Raw genomic sequence first — 13,641 nt, forward strand, 5'->3', positions numbered from 1 at the left:
TGCGATTAAAAATTAAGAATTCCATAGGCGCGCACGTAAGAGAAAAGACCGGGATCATTGGTGACTCCCAGTTTTGCCATGGCCTCGCGCTTTTGCCGCGTGACCGTGCGCCGATCACAGCCGAGCGCGGTCGCAATCTCAGAGATCGACTGGCCGCATACCAGCAGCCTGACGACTTCGACCTGTTTGCCCGTTAAACGCGGCGTTGGCGGCGGTTCGTATTCGGGATCGTGTGGACAGGCTAGCGCTTCGATGATGGAACGGCCGAGGTACGCGTGACCATCGCGAGCCAACATGATCGCGTGCCGGAGCTCGTCCATCGACTCAGCCTTGCCGACCATGCTCACGGCGCCGTCCGATACTATGGCGCGAAGAATCGCGGGGTTTGTCAGAGTTGTCATCACCACGATGCGCAATTGCGGCCAGCCGCCGCGGATTCGTCGCACGAGATTGAAGCCGTCGTTCACGGCGAACGAAAGATCCGGCATCGAGAGATCGGTGACGAGCACATCGCAGGGCGTGCTCCGCAGGCGTTCGATCAGCGAAACAGGATTCGTCGCCTGATCGACGACGGTGACGCCGGCCTCCATTTCCAACGCGGCACGGACGCCAAGGAGAACGAATGGATGATCGTCCGCCAGGATAATTCGAATATTCACCAGGATTTTCTCTCGTTTGTTGTAGGAGTGAATGCGCATACGCAGAAAAATCCGAACGACTCTACGTCTGCCTTAACGGCCGGCTTGGCAATGCACAGCGCGCCAAGGCAGCCATAAAATCACCGCCGAAACATAACGAAAATCGGAGCGCTCCGAATCGTGCACAGAAACTAATAGCCCATCGCGGATCTATCAGAAGAAGAAAATCTAAATACGCAAAATGAATATTTCGTCTTTTGAGCCGCGCATTTTCGGGGGAACTTGGCGACTCGATCATTCGCCGCGGAATTCCGATGCACCGTCTGACCCAAACCGCTTGAGGAACCCGCCGCGCCCGCCCTTCGCACGGCCAACAACCGGCGCCGCGGCTCGTCAGGTTGCGTCGCAAGCGCGCGCCGTCCTCACTTTGGTTTCTCGTGCCGCGCGCGGGAACACGGGCAACGCGATCAGCGCGCATACACTGGTCACGGCCCATACCATCGGCCACGAACCTATCGACAACAGCGGCGGAATCGCCAGCGGCGTCAGGAACAGCGCAAGAAACACACAGGTGTTGCCGATCGCGAGCGCGGTGCCCGCACGGCTCGTCCCAGCCAGCGTGGCAAGTTCCGTGAACGCCACGCCGTGCCATGCCGACGCGCTCACGCCGCCGAGCACGACCATCACTGCGAACACGACCGTCATCGCCATGTGATGCATGCGGGCGAGACCCGTCAGCAGCGCGAGCGAAGCGAACAGCACCGCCGTCAGCAGACTACAGGCGCGCATGTAGCCGCGCCGGTTGCCGCGCCGGTCGGTCCAGCCGCCGCTCCAGACCCGCGCGATCGCGGCCCCCGTTTGCACCGCGGCCATCGTCACGCTGATCGCCAGCACGCCGGCGCGGCTGAAATCGTGGAGGAACACGGTGCCGAACGTCACCACGGCGAGTTGCGGCACGCACAACGCGCCGGCACCGAGCGCCACGCGCCAGATGCCGATGTCTCGCAACGGCGAGACCCTGGCGGGCACACCGCTCGTCGCGGCCGTGTCGCGGACTTCACGGGCACCATCCGCTCCGGTATGTGAAGGTTCATGCAACCAGCGCCACGCGAACCCCGCCGTGATCGCGCAGGCGAGCGCCAGCACGCCATAGGCGCTCGCGAAACCGAAGCGCGACGCGAGCATCGGCAACAGCAATGCGCCGAGGCCGCCGCCCGCTGGCACCGCGGTCTGGCGAATACTCATGGCCAGGCCGCGCTCGCCCTCGCGAAACCACGCCATCACCGCGCGGCCGCTCGAACCGTTGACGCTGCCGCCGAGCAGTCCGACCAGCAACAGGCCGAGCGCGAGCGTCATCACGCCCGGCACGTGCGCACCGGCCGGCACGACGAACAGCGCCAGGCCGGCCAACGCCGCCGCGGTAGAAAGCAGTCCGAGCAACAGGACGCGCCGGTCGCCCCAGCGGTCGGTCAAGAGCCCCCACGGCAATTCGCTGACCGCGATGCCGAGGCCGAGCATGCCGAGCACGAGGCCCAGCCCCTCATTGCCGAGGTGATACCCCGAGCGCAAGAAAACCGCTGTCGTCGGAATCCCCGAGAACGCGGCCGAAAAGCTCGCGTTCGCGGCGAAGCCGACACCCAGCACTTTCCACCGATGACTTGCCGTCAGCCCGCCGGATAACCCTAAGCCCGCAATTGTTTCGCTTCCCATGACACCCTCCGCAAAGAATCTGGGGGTATCCTACGGCTGCGCTTTCCATCGGAAAAGCCGGAAATTCAGATGACTTCCATCGGATATGCCGAATCATGAGCCAACGTGGATTTGACCTGACGCAGTTGCGGACCTTCGTCGCCGTCGCCGAATCGGGCAGCGTTTCGGCGGGCGCGGAGCGGGTATTCCTGTCGCAGTCGTCCGTGAGCGAGCAGTTGAAGAAACTCGAGGAGCGCGCCGGCCAGCCGCTGTTCGTGCGCAGCAAGCAGGGCGTGAGCGCCACGCCGGCCGGCAGCCGGCTGCTCGAGCACGCGCGGCGCATCATCGCCATGAGCGAAGCCGCGTTCGAAGACCTGCAAGGCCGCTCGCTCGACGGCGAATTGCGTATCGCCATCACGGACTACTACCGTCCGCACGACATCGCGCGCATTCTCAAAACGTTCTCGGAACAGCACCCACGCCTGAAGCTGCACGTCACCGTGCAGCCGAGCGCGGTGATCGACAGCAATGCGGGCGACGATGCGTCGTTCGACATCGGACTCTCACTGCGGCTCATGGCGGACAACACGCGCGCCGCCGGCCGGCGCGCCGGCGCGCAAAGCACGGTTGTGCGGCGCGAGAAACTGCTGTGGGTCAGGGCGGCCGATTCGGGTCCGCGGCCGTCCACGCCCTATTCACTCGTATTGCTGCCGTCGAGCTGCCAGTTGCAGCGCTTCGTCGTGAAGTTGCTGGACGAGCACAAGGTGCCGTACGTGGTATCGCACTCCGCATCGGGCGTGGCCGGTTTGCAACTCGCGCTGAAGGCCGGGCTCGGCATTTCCTGCCTGAACGAATCGTCGATTGGCGGCGGCGTCGTGGCCTGTCCGGCGAGCGTGGGCTTGCCCGTATTGCCCGCCGTCGAGTTTCATCTGTTGCCTGGGCGAATCGGCGAAAGCGAACTCGTCAGCAATGCTCGCGCGGCCTTGAAGGCACTTTTCAGCTGACTCATGGATGATGGGCTCACGCCGTCTCGCAGACGCTCGTGGCTCATCATCAAACAATCACATTCACGCGATAACGTCGGCGGACGAGGCGACCCGCGCGGGAAATGTTGAAAGCCCTCTAATCGACGCCTATCATGATCAGGTATCCCGTCGAACGAGCTTGTGTTTGCTATTGACGCTTCGACTGAATTCCTGCAACCTCGTACACGCTGCTGAACGTTTCAAGCGTTATTCCCGCAGCCCGAAAGCCGCCACCCACCGGCGCATTCAGGCGGATCGTTGTTTATATAAAGCAATCGCATCGCCGTAGCGAATCATCACTCGCCGTCCAGAACAAGTCCGTTTCGATTTGCTGTTCTTGCAGTCGCTATACAAGAAAAATATCGGCAGAGTGGACATAGATCATCTGTCGGCTTCGCATGCGAATCCACGTGCGAATGCGCGAGAGATAATCGAGAACAAAGAACGTTCCCCAATCGAGGCCTGGCGTGCATCGTCGAACTATCGGATCGTCGGTTCTGTTTGCGCTTTACGTCATGTGGAGCGGCGTGGCATTCGCCGCCGACGCGTCCGGCGCCATGCCATCGGCCATGGACGAACGTGTGCGCGCCTGCACCTCGTGTCATGGCGTGCAGGGCCAAGGCCTGAACAACGATTACTTTCCGCGCATTGCCGGCAAACCGGCCGACTATCTGTTCAATCAGTTGACCGCGTTCCGCGACGGCGGCCGCACCTATCCGCCAATGGGCTATCTGCTCGCCTTCCTGCCCGACGACTACCTTCGCAAGATCAGCCAATATTTCGCCGATCTGCAACCGCCCTACCCCAATGCCGATCAAAGCAACGTTGCGCCTGCCGTGCTCGCCGCCGGACGGCGCCTCGTCACGCAGGGCGATCCGGCCCGCAAGATACCGGCATGCATTGCATGCCATGGCGCGCGCATGACCGGCACGCAACCTGGCATTCCCGGCCTGCTCGGTCTGCACGCGAGTTATATCGCCGGACAGATGGGCACCTGGCGCTCGGGCACGCGGCACGCGTTGGCGCCGGACTGCATGCATTCGATCGCGGTCAAGCTGACCGACAAAGACATCACCGCGGTATCGAGCTGGCTTGCGCGTCAGCCGCGTCCGGCCGATCCGCGGCCCGCACCGGCGTCTGCGGAACGGCTGCCTCTCGCCTGCGGGAGCCAACCGCAATGAAGCCGACCTTCCGCTCTCCGGGCACTTTGCGCGCCGCTTTGATTGCCGTGATGAAGCGCCGTGGCGCACCCGCATCGCTCGTGTCCGGTCTGCTGGTCGGCGGCCTGATCGTGGCCGGTAGCGCCGCGCTTCTGCGTGCGTCGCCTACGCCCCTGCTAATCGCCGAAGCCCGCGCCGCCGAGACCGCCACGGCATCCGCGCCGGGCGCCGACACGCGCCCCGACATCGTCAAACGCGGCGAGTATCTCGCGCGCGCCGGCGACTGCGTCGCCTGTCACACGGCGCCGCGCGGCAAACTGTTCGCCGGCGGCCTCGCGATGGAAACGCCGTTCGGCACGCTGTACTCGCCGAACATCACACCGGACGCCCAGTTCGGCATCGGCACGTGGAGTCAGGACGCCTTCTTCAAGATGATGCGCACCGGTCGCACGCCGGACGGCACGCTGATCTACCCGGCCATGCCGATCGCGCAATACACCAAGGTGACGCGTGAAGACTCCGACGCGATCTTCGCGTTTCTGAAGACGGTCACCCCGGTCCGCGAGCCGAACCGCAAGCACACGCTGCGCTTCCCGTTCAACCAGCGCAAGCTGCTCTATGGCTGGCGTACGCTGTATTTCCGCGAGGGCGAGTTCCAGCCCGATCCGACCAGATCGGTCGAATGGAACCGCGGCGCGTATCTGGTCGAAGGGCTCGGGCACTGCACGATGTGCCACACCAAGATCAACATGCTCGGCGGATCGTCGCAAAGCGAGCAGTTCGCGGGTGGACTGATTCCGGTGCAGAACTGGTACGCGCCGTCGCTGACTTCGGACAAGGACGGCGGACTCGGCGACTGGAGCATCAAGGACATCGTCGATCTGCTGCAAGCGGGCATTTCCGATCGCGGCGCCGTGTACGGGCCAATGGCCGAAGTCACGTACCACAGCCTTCAATACATGACGGAAGAAGACGTCAAGGCGATGGCCGTTTATCTGAAGACCTTGCCGGACAAGAGCGGCCGCAAGTCGGGGCCGTCGGCGCCTACCAATACCAACGTGTTCGCGCTCGGCGAAAATATCTATGCCGACAAGTGCGCGCTCTGCCACGGCGCGAAAGGCGAAGGCAAGTTGCAGCATTACCCGCCGCTCGCCGGCAACCAGTCGATCGAAATGGACTCCGCGGTCAATCCGATCCGCATTGTGCTGAACGGCGGATTTCCGCCAGGCACCATGCGTAATCCGGAACCGTACGGCATGCCGCCTTTCGGGCAGGAACTGAACGACACCGACGCCGCCGCCGTGGTCACCTATATCCGCACTGCGTGGGGCAATCACGGCCAGCCCGTGACGTCCCGCCAGGTCAACGAGCTGCGCAACGCGCCGCTGCATTGAAGCGCTGCACTGGAGAACCTTTAGATGGAAGCGAACGATACCCGCAGCGCGCCGCCGACCGATAACGAAGTGGAACGCGTCGTCGCGGCCGGCCCGCATGGCGCGATCGCCGTGGCCGGTGTGGCCACGCTGATCGTCATGGCGATCTGGTTCGGCTTCTACTTCGTCGTGTTTCTGCCGCGCGGCGTCGTTCACTGATCATGTCGACCGATTCCAATCATCAACCGGGCGGCGGCCACGCGGTAGCCTTACGCGCCGAACGACGCTGGGCGATTTTCGCCGTCGCGCTGATCGTGCTGATGCTAGCGGTCATCGTGTTCTCCGGGCTGCATTGGGCGATGATGCCGCCCTCGCGCGTCGAAACGATCGATCCATCGCGCCTGCAACTGTCCGGCGAATTCGTCGAAGACAATCTCGGCAGCGCGGTCGAGCCGGACGGCTCGGTGGTCGTGCGCTTTATCGCGCAGCAGTACTCGTTCACGCCGCAATGCCTGCTGGTGCCCGCCGACACGCCGATCACGATCCGCACCACCAGCGCCGACGTCGTGCACGGCCTGCTCGTCACCGACACCAACATCAACACGATGGTCGTGCCCGGCTATGTCGCCACGCTCAACACGCGTTTCGACGCGCCCGCCGATCACACCATGCCGTGCCACGAGTTCTGCGGCTTCGGCCATCAGACCATGTGGGCACATGTGAAAGTCATCGACAAAGCCACCTTCTTCGAGCAGGCCCGACAATCACGGAGGCTGAGCTGTGTTTCACGCTAAGCGACTCGTTCTCGCGCATTTCTGGCTCGCCTTCATTGCGTTTCTGATCGCGCTGCTGCTCGGCGCCTGGCAGATGCTGGTGCGCAGCCCGCTCATGCCGTGGGTCGGCGACCCCGAGCTTTACTATCGCTCGGTGACCGCGCACGGTTCGGTGATGGCCTACGTGATGCCCACCCTCGTGTCGATGGGCTTCGGCTACGCGATCGTCGAACTCGCGCTCGCGCAACGCCTCGTCGGCCTCAAATGGGCGTGGGCCGCGTTCATCATGCTGGCCGTCGGCGCGGTCATGGCGATGGTGCCGGTGGCGTTCGGCCGGGCTTCGGTGCTCTACACCTTCTATCCGCCGATGATCGGCAGCCCGTTCTATTATCTCGGCGTGGTGCTGGTAGTGGTCGGCTCGTGGATCTGGGTCGCGCTGATGCATGTGAATCTGCGCATCTGGAAGCGCGCCAATCCCGGCAAGCCGGTGCCGCTCGCCATGTTCGCCAACGTGGCGGGCGCGTATCTGTGGGCATGGACCGCCGTCGGCGCGGCGCTGGAGATCCTGTTGCAGATCCTGCCGGTCGCTTTCGGCCTGACCAACACGATCGACGCCGGCCTCTCGCGCATCCTGTTCTCGTGGACGCTGCACGCGATCGTCTACTTCTGGCTGATTCCCGCTTATATCGCCTACTACACGCTGGTGCCGCGCGCGATCGGCGGACGGCTCTACAGCGATTCGATGGCGCGCGTGTCGTTCATCCTGTTCCTCGTCTTCGCCATGCCGATCGGCATCCACCATCTGTTCGCCGATCCGCAGGTCGGCTCCGGCTTCAAATTCCTGCATGCCGTGTTCACCGGCATGGTGTCGGTGCCGACACTGCTGACGGTGTTCACGATTTGCGCGTCGGTCGAAATCGCCGGCAGATTGCGCGGCGGCAAGGGCGCATTCGGCTGGCTGACCGCCTTGCCCTGGCAGAACCCCATGATGCTCGTGATCGCGTTTTCATTCGTGATGCTCGGTCTCGGCGGCGCGGGCGGGTTGATCAACATGAGCTATCAGTTGAATTCGACCGTGCACAACACGCAGTGGGTGACCGGGCACTTTCATCTGATTTTCGGCGGCGCGATCGTCATCATGTACTTCGCGATTGCCTATGAACTGTGGCCGCAACTGACCGGCCGCGCGATCGTGTCCGTGAAGCTGGTGCGCACGCAACTGTGGCTGTGGTTCATCGGCATGATGGTGGTGACGCTGCCGTGGCATTACGTCGGCCTGCTCGGCGCGCCGCGCCGCATGGCCTACTACGATTACAACGCTCTCGGCTTGCAGTCCCAGGCGTTCTGGGTCGGCATGTCGGCGGTGGGCGGATTGATCCTCGTGGCGTCCGGCGTGCTGTTCATCTACATCCTCGTGAAGTCGCAATTCGGCCCGCTGGTTCAGCAGCAGGTCTTCCGCTTTGCGAGCGCGGCGCAACCGGTGGACCGCGTGCCGGCTGCGCTCAATAGCTTCGGCTTGTGGGTGGCGTTGATGATCGGACTCACAGTCGTCAACTACAGCGTGCCGATCGTGCAGTTGCTCAGATTGCCGCAGACCTCCGTGCCGGCAGTCGTCGTCGGAGCGCAGCGATGAATCAGGAACGCGTCTTCAGCTTGCGCAACCCATGGTTCACCGTGAGTGTGGGCGGCACGATTGCGATTGCTATCGTGGGAATACTGATCGGCTTCATCTGGCTGCCTTCGGCAAGCCAGTCGTTCGGCGATCGCGGCTTGTGGGCGACGATCTGCAGCGCCGCGGGTGCGCCGTCGAGCTGGTATGGCGGCAGCAATCTCACCGGTCCGGCGCCTAGCAACGTCGTGGTCCTACCGCCGTTGCGGCGCGCGCGGGCCGACGCGAATTCGAGCGGCCGTGGCGCGACGATCGCGACACAGAATTGCTCGATGTGCCATGGCGTACTCGGCACGGTGCAGGTGACCGCGCCGGCGTTGGCCGGCCAATATGCGGATGTGGTCTACAAGGAATTGCGCGACTACCAGAACGGCGTGCGCCAGAACGCGATCATGCAACCGATCATCGCCGCGCGCAGCGATCAGGATCTGCACGATCTGGCGGCTTACTACGCGTCGCTGCCGAGAGCGCCCGCGGCGGAAACCCTGCCCACTGGCGTGGGACCGGATGCGAACGCGGTGAAACTCGCCATGCAGGGCGATCCGCAGCGCAATATCGCGCCGTGCGCCGCGTGTCATGGACCACTCGATCGCAAGGGCGCGGCGCCGTGGCTCGGTGGGCAGTCGTCGATTTATCTCGCCGCGCAGATGCGCGCCTTTGCTTCCGGCGCGCGGCGCAACGATATCAATGAACAGATGCGCAACGTGGCGCGCCAAATGACGCCTGCGGAGATCGACAGCGTGGCGAAATATTATGCGGCCATGCAGTAACGGTCGCTTGTCCGCGCGACGTGGTTTGTCGCGAAGACTCCGCGCGCCGTCGCGTCACAACCACCGACCTTAAGTCGTCGCCATCCACGATGCGGCTTGTCCCGAAGACTCACCAGACCGCGACGTAAAGCAACCGCCGATGCTAAGCCGTCGCAAGTTCGCCTGCACCGGCCGTGTTCGGCGTAGCAGTCGAACTGCCGCGCCGCCCGGCAAACGAAGACGAAGACGCCGCACCGTTGCCGGTCTGGAACACCGACACAGCCGACGTCAACCGCCGCGCCTGCTCTTCCAGCGAACTCGCGGCAGCCGCTGCCTGCTCCACCAGCGCGGCGTTCTGCTGCGTCACCTCGTCCATCTGCGCGACCGCGAGATTGACCTGATCGATGCCCGTGCTTTGTTCCAGAGCAGCCGCCGCGATTTCACCCATGATCGAACTCACGCGCGCAATCGCGCCGACGATTTCGGTCATCGTCGAACCCGAGCGTTGCACCAGTTGCGAGCCGGCCTGCACGCGAGCCGTCGATTCGTCGATCAAGCCCTTGATCTCCTTGGCCGCCGCCGCGCTGCGTTGCGCGAGCGAGCGCACTTCGCTCGCCACCACCGCGAAGCCGCGCCCCTGCTCGCCGGCGCGCGCAGCTTCAACCGCGGCGTTCAGCGCCAGAATATTGGTCTGAAACGCAATCCCTTCGATCACGCCGACAATGTCGGCAATCCGTCGCGAATCGTCGACGATGCCATGCATCGTGCCCACCACCTGCTCCGTCAGATCGCCGCCTTGCGCGGCCAGCGTGGACGCGCCCTGCGCGAGCGAGCTGGCCTGCTTCGCGTTGTCCGCCGTCTGCTTGACCGTCGAGGTGAGCTGTTCGATGCTCGCCGCCGTTTCTTCGAGCGACGCGGCCTGTTCCTCGGTACGTTGCGACAGATCGGTGTTGCCCGCGGCAATCTCGCTCACGCCGGTGTCGATAGATTCCGTACCTTGACGCACCGAGTTCACCGTCGCGATCAGCGATTCCTGCATCTTGCGCAGCGCGGCCGCGAGACGGCCCATTTCGTTATGGCTGCCCACGACGATCTGGCCGGTCAGGTCGCCATTGGCGATGCGCTGAAACTGGGCGATGGTCGCGTCGACCGGACGGACAATGGCACGCACCAGCACCGCGCGCCCGATCCATGCACCCAGCAGCGATGCGGCCATGCCGATCGCCACTGCAATGCAGATCGCGTAGAACAGATCCTGCGCGTCCTGATAGCGTTGCGCACCGTGATCGAGTTGCAACTGTTCGAGCGTAAGCATCGCCTTTTCGTACGCGCTGTAGAGCGACGGCAGCTTGTGCGCCTGCAATTGCTGGAAGGTCGTCTTATCGCCGGATTTGAGCGCGGCGAGCGCCGGATCGACGCCTTCGTGCAGGAAGGTGTCGCGCTTGTCCTGCATGTCCTTGATGAGACGTTGTTCGTCGGCGTCCGTGCTCGCGCGGCTCAAATAGTGGGCAAGCCGGTCGTTGGAGGCTTTCTGGTATTGATCAAAACGCTTGAGCACGGCATTCGCGCCGTCCTGATCGTTCAGGTCGACGAGCGATGCGTATGTCGCCAGCGCGAGACGCAGGCGCAACAACTGTCCGGCGCTGCCTTCCAGGTCGGCGACAGCGGGCGTGTCCACGGTGTACATCTGCTGCAGCGAAGCATTGCTCGAACGCAGCGACAGCAAGCCGGCGGCGGCGCCGAACAGCAGCACGACGCCGAAGAACACGATCATCAGGGTGAGGCAGGTGCGAATCGACAGATTTTTCAACATCGGGCTTGTCTCCGTTGGGCTGCCTGACCGGATGTTCGGTAATGCCTCGGCCACGCTGCTGCGCCCAAGCCGGTTCGGCCAGGTCCGCAACTCTTGTCTAAATTTAAGCGAACGCCACATATAAGGACTACGGCTCAATCGCAAAAAACTTTATGGTGGCTGGCGCATGGGCTTGCGCTACATCAACATACGGGTGCATATGAAGGGTGATTCGCACTGGGCATTGCGGGACTACCCGGCTTCTCGCCGGGCGGCGCTTGATGGAAAGTGGCGGGATGTGTCCACGGAGCACGGCGATGTCGGAAATAGGCTCGGCGGTGGTGGTTTTTGTTCTTCTGCTCGTCGTGACCGCGGCCGGGGTGTGCGTGCGCCCCCTCCTGCCCGAGGAGCACAAGGCGCACGAGACGGTGCAGTTGATCCAACTGGTGATCGGCATGCTGGTGACGTTCGCCGCGCTGGTACTCGGCTTGATGACGGCGTCCGCGAAATCCAGCTTCGACACCGCCTCGAACGACTTGCGCGCCTACGCGGCCGATCTGATCGAGTTCGACACCACCTTACGCGATTACGGCACGGAAACCGAGCCGGCCCGGCATTTGTTGCGCCAGTACACCGCCGCGGCGATCGCATCGACGTGGCCTGCCGAAACGCCGCCCACTGGCGACTATCCGAAAGACATAGGGTCGCAAAACAACTCGCAGAAACTGGAAAGCGTGCGGCTCGGCGACATGCTGAGCGCCGTGGGCCGGGAGTTGCGGGCGCTACGGACGCCCGACCCGTTACGGCAACGCGCGCTCGACGACGGGCTGAAGCAATACCGGCGCGTCGTGGATGCGCGGTGGAAGCTCATCGAGGAAGCGCACAGTTCGATTTCCCAGCCTTTTCTCAAGACCTTGACGTTCTGGCTGGGCGTGATCTTTCTGAGTTTCGGCCTGATCGCGCCGCGCAACGCGTTGGCATTGGTCACGATTTCGCTCGGCGCGGTGTCGATTGCCTCGGCGATCTACGTGATTGTGGATCTGGATACGCCGTTTACGGGGCCGATCGTCATCTCCAGTGCGCCGTTGAGGGACGCGCTGGATCATTTGAGGCGGTGAGCGTTGCGCGGGCGTCACGGGACGAGCGCGTCGAACTCCGCAATCCGCCGCGCCCGCTCGATGACCGGCCGGTCAACCAGTTTGCCGTCCACCGCGAACGCGCCTTGCGGATGCTCGCGGGAAGCGGCTAGAACGCGCGATGCCCAGCGCCGCTCGTCTTCGCTCGGTGCGAAGCCGCTGTTGACCGGGTCCACCTGTCGCGGATGAATGCACAGCTTGCCGCCGAAGCCGAAGCGCCGCGCGGTGGCCACATGCCCCGTCAGGCGCGCGAGATCGTCGAGTTCCAGCGTCACACCGTCGATCGGCGCGGGCAGACCCGCATAGCGCGATTCGATGACCATCTGCGAGCGCACGTAGTTCAGTTCCACGCCGAGCCCTTCGATGCCGGCATCGCCGCAAAAGTCCACCGTGCCGAAAGCGAGCCGCATGACCGACGGCGAGGCGGCAATTTCCCGCATCGCCACTACACCCATCACGGTTTCGATCAGCGCCACGATGCGCATCTGCGATGGCAGCCGAGCGGCGACATCGGCGAGTTGCTGCGCGCTGTCCGACTTCGGCAGCATCATCGTGGAAATGCCGGACGCGCGCACCATGTCCACGTCCTCCACATGCCACGGCGTGCCCACCGCATTCACGCGGACGATCAGCCGCGTAAGGTCTGCCGTCGATAGCCAGCGTTGCAGGCCTTCTCGCGCGGCCTGCTTGGCCGCCGGTACGACCGCGTCTTCCAGATCGATCACCACCGCGTCGGCGCCCGTGTCGAGTGCCTTGCTGAACCGCTCGGGGCGGTCGCCCGGCACGAACAGATAACTGCGTGCGTCCATGTTCTGCTCCTGAACGGCACGCGTCGCAAGGTTGCTAGTTTGCGTGCCAGTCGCGTTGAAACGTTTCGGAATAACTGAAGCGATCCGCCGGATGAACGCTGATCGTCAGCTCGACCACCTGCGCGCGCCGGTTCAGATAGCGCCGGCATAACCACAGAGCCGGCGAACGCGGCTTCGCGTTCAAACGCTGCGCCAGCTTCGCCGGCAGCGCGACCGCGCGGATTTCCTGCTGTACTTCGGTGATCTGCTCACCGAACTGCTTTTCGATCATCGTGTAGATCGGCACATGCGTCCGGCCGCTCAGGCCCGTCAACGAGCGAAACGCCGGGTGGATATACACCTCGGTGTGGCAGATCGGCTCAACACTCTCCGGCGACAGACGAATGCCCTCGGCCAGCAGCCAGGTTTCGCCCGGCTTCGCGCCGAGCCGCTCGATCAGATCCGGGTCGTCGATCTCCACTGTCTGCGTCGACGCGATCTCCAATTCCGTGTCGGTCGTATAACGGTGCAGATCGCTCAGGCGCTCCATCACCTGACGGTACGCGGTCTCGCTCTGCGTGGCTTTCACGCGCGTGCCGATGCCGGGCCGCCGGTCCACCAGACCGCGCTGCTCCAATTGCTTGATCGCCTGCCGCACGGTGAAGCGGCTCGCGCCGAACTGCTCGCACAGTTCGAACTCGGTCGGCAGCAACGTGCCGATGGGAAACTGCCCGCCCTGAATCTCGTTCAGGAGCGTCTGTGCCAGCTGCATGTAACGCGGCTGTTGCCCAAGGACTGTCGTGGCCATCTGGATGTGCAAAAAAGTGAGAGGGCGGACGGTTGCCCGCC

The 13,641-nt window shown here is 63.7% G+C and carries 13 protein-coding genes; 8 read left to right on the top strand and 5 right to left on the bottom strand.

Going from position 1 to position 13,641, the window contains the following annotated elements:
• Positions 1–5 precede the first annotated feature (5 nt).
• The gene (locus B0G73_RS15170; protein ID WP_106282054.1) at positions 6–698 is read right to left on the bottom strand and encodes a response regulator transcription factor; all 693 of its coding nucleotides are present in this window, start codon (positions 696–698) and stop codon (positions 6–8) included.
• 333 nt (positions 699–1,031) lie between these two features.
• Positions 1,032–2,348 (bottom strand): MFS transporter, encoded by a 1,317-nt coding sequence (locus B0G73_RS15175; RefSeq protein WP_106282056.1) that lies wholly within the window; start codon positions 2,346–2,348, stop codon positions 1,032–1,034.
• A gap of 95 nt (positions 2,349–2,443) precedes the next feature.
• Here B0G73_RS15175 and B0G73_RS15180 point away from each other — a divergent pair, with 95 nt between their 5' ends.
• The 7 genes from B0G73_RS15180 (at position 2,444) to B0G73_RS15205 (ending at position 9,097) form a co-directional block, all read left to right on the top strand.
• Positions 2,444–3,331 carry a LysR family transcriptional regulator gene (locus B0G73_RS15180; protein WP_106282058.1) on the top strand — a complete coding sequence of 296 codons (888 nt, stop codon included), beginning with the start codon at positions 2,444–2,446 and terminating at the stop codon, positions 3,329–3,331.
• A gap of 488 nt (positions 3,332–3,819) precedes the next feature.
• A complete protein-coding gene (locus B0G73_RS15185) occupies positions 3,820–4,533 on the top strand; it encodes a c-type cytochrome (protein WP_106282060.1) in 714 nt (237 codons plus the stop codon).
• Positions 4,530–5,906 carry a cytochrome c gene (locus tag B0G73_RS15190; RefSeq protein WP_106282062.1) on the top strand — a complete coding sequence of 459 codons (1,377 nt, stop codon included), beginning with the start codon at positions 4,530–4,532 and terminating at the stop codon, positions 5,904–5,906. The genes B0G73_RS15185 and B0G73_RS15190 overlap by 4 nt, the downstream gene beginning before the upstream one ends.
• A 24-nt stretch (positions 5,907–5,930) precedes the next feature.
• A complete protein-coding gene (locus B0G73_RS40490) occupies positions 5,931–6,104 on the top strand; it encodes a hypothetical protein (protein ID WP_166679065.1) in 174 nt (57 codons plus the stop codon).
• Positions 6,105–6,106: 2 nt separating this feature from the next.
• Positions 6,107–6,679 (top strand): cytochrome C oxidase subunit II, encoded by a 573-nt coding sequence (locus B0G73_RS15195; protein ID WP_106282064.1) that lies wholly within the window; start codon positions 6,107–6,109, stop codon positions 6,677–6,679.
• The gene (locus B0G73_RS15200) at positions 6,666–8,291 is read left to right on the top strand and encodes a b(o/a)3-type cytochrome-c oxidase subunit 1 (RefSeq protein WP_106282066.1); all 1,626 of its coding nucleotides are present in this window, start codon (positions 6,666–6,668) and stop codon (positions 8,289–8,291) included. The genes B0G73_RS15195 and B0G73_RS15200 overlap by 14 nt, the downstream gene beginning before the upstream one ends.
• Positions 8,288–9,097 carry a c-type cytochrome gene (locus B0G73_RS15205; RefSeq protein ID WP_106282068.1) on the top strand — a complete coding sequence of 270 codons (810 nt, stop codon included), beginning with the start codon at positions 8,288–8,290 and terminating at the stop codon, positions 9,095–9,097. Before B0G73_RS15200 ends, B0G73_RS15205 begins: the two co-directional genes overlap by 4 nt.
• A gap of 142 nt (positions 9,098–9,239) precedes the next feature.
• Here the strand turns inward: B0G73_RS15205 and B0G73_RS15210 are convergent, their stop codons facing one another.
• A complete protein-coding gene (locus B0G73_RS15210) occupies positions 9,240–10,889 on the bottom strand; it encodes a methyl-accepting chemotaxis protein (RefSeq protein WP_106282070.1) in 1,650 nt (549 codons plus the stop codon).
• Positions 10,890–11,185: 296 nt separating this feature from the next.
• Here B0G73_RS15210 and B0G73_RS15215 point away from each other — a divergent pair, with 296 nt between their 5' ends.
• A complete protein-coding gene (locus B0G73_RS15215; protein WP_106282072.1) occupies positions 11,186–11,986 on the top strand; it encodes a hypothetical protein in 801 nt (266 codons plus the stop codon).
• A 14-nt stretch (positions 11,987–12,000) separates the two neighbouring features.
• On the opposite strand, the gene B0G73_RS15220 is transcribed toward B0G73_RS15215, so the two are convergent.
• Together B0G73_RS15220 and B0G73_RS15225 are read right to left on the bottom strand one after the other, a co-directional pair.
• Positions 12,001–12,813, bottom strand: a complete 813-nt coding sequence (locus B0G73_RS15220; RefSeq protein ID WP_106282074.1) for a CoA ester lyase — start codon at positions 12,811–12,813, stop codon at positions 12,001–12,003.
• Positions 12,814–12,847: 34 nt separating this feature from the next.
• The gene (locus B0G73_RS15225; protein ID WP_106282076.1) at positions 12,848–13,600 is read right to left on the bottom strand and encodes a GntR family transcriptional regulator; all 753 of its coding nucleotides are present in this window, start codon (positions 13,598–13,600) and stop codon (positions 12,848–12,850) included.
• Between the last annotated feature and the right edge of the window lie 41 nt (positions 13,601–13,641).

The sequence above is a fragment of the Paraburkholderia sp. BL25I1N1 genome (assembly GCF_003002025.1).
GTDB lineage: Bacteria > Pseudomonadota > Gammaproteobacteria > Burkholderiales > Burkholderiaceae > Paraburkholderia.

What these genes read in the sequence shown, in the direction of transcription:
- B0G73_RS15170 (WP_106282054.1), bottom strand. Translation starts at nt 698, where the DNA reads ATGCGCATTCACTCCTACAACAAACGAGAGAAAATCCTGGTGAATATT.
- B0G73_RS15175 (WP_106282056.1), bottom strand. Translation starts at nt 2,348, where the DNA reads ATGGGAAGCGAAACAATTGCGGGCTTAGGGTTATCCGGCGGGCTGACG.
- B0G73_RS15180 (WP_106282058.1), top strand. Translation starts at nt 2,444, where the DNA reads ATGAGCCAACGTGGATTTGACCTGACGCAGTTGCGGACCTTCGTCGCC.
- B0G73_RS15190 (WP_106282062.1), top strand. Translation starts at nt 4,530, where the DNA reads ATGAAGCCGACCTTCCGCTCTCCGGGCACTTTGCGCGCCGCTTTGATT.
- B0G73_RS40490 (WP_166679065.1), top strand. Translation starts at nt 5,931, where the DNA reads ATGGAAGCGAACGATACCCGCAGCGCGCCGCCGACCGATAACGAAGTG.
- B0G73_RS15195 (WP_106282064.1), top strand. Translation starts at nt 6,107, where the DNA reads ATGTCGACCGATTCCAATCATCAACCGGGCGGCGGCCACGCGGTAGCC.
- B0G73_RS15205 (WP_106282068.1), top strand. Translation starts at nt 8,288, where the DNA reads ATGAATCAGGAACGCGTCTTCAGCTTGCGCAACCCATGGTTCACCGTG.
- B0G73_RS15210 (WP_106282070.1), bottom strand. Translation starts at nt 10,889, where the DNA reads ATGTTGAAAAATCTGTCGATTCGCACCTGCCTCACCCTGATGATCGTG.
- B0G73_RS15215 (WP_106282072.1), top strand. Translation starts at nt 11,186, where the DNA reads ATGTCGGAAATAGGCTCGGCGGTGGTGGTTTTTGTTCTTCTGCTCGTC.
- B0G73_RS15220 (WP_106282074.1), bottom strand. Translation starts at nt 12,813, where the DNA reads ATGGACGCACGCAGTTATCTGTTCGTGCCGGGCGACCGCCCCGAGCGG.
- B0G73_RS15225 (WP_106282076.1), bottom strand. Translation starts at nt 13,600, where the DNA reads ATGGCCACGACAGTCCTTGGGCAACAGCCGCGTTACATGCAGCTGGCA.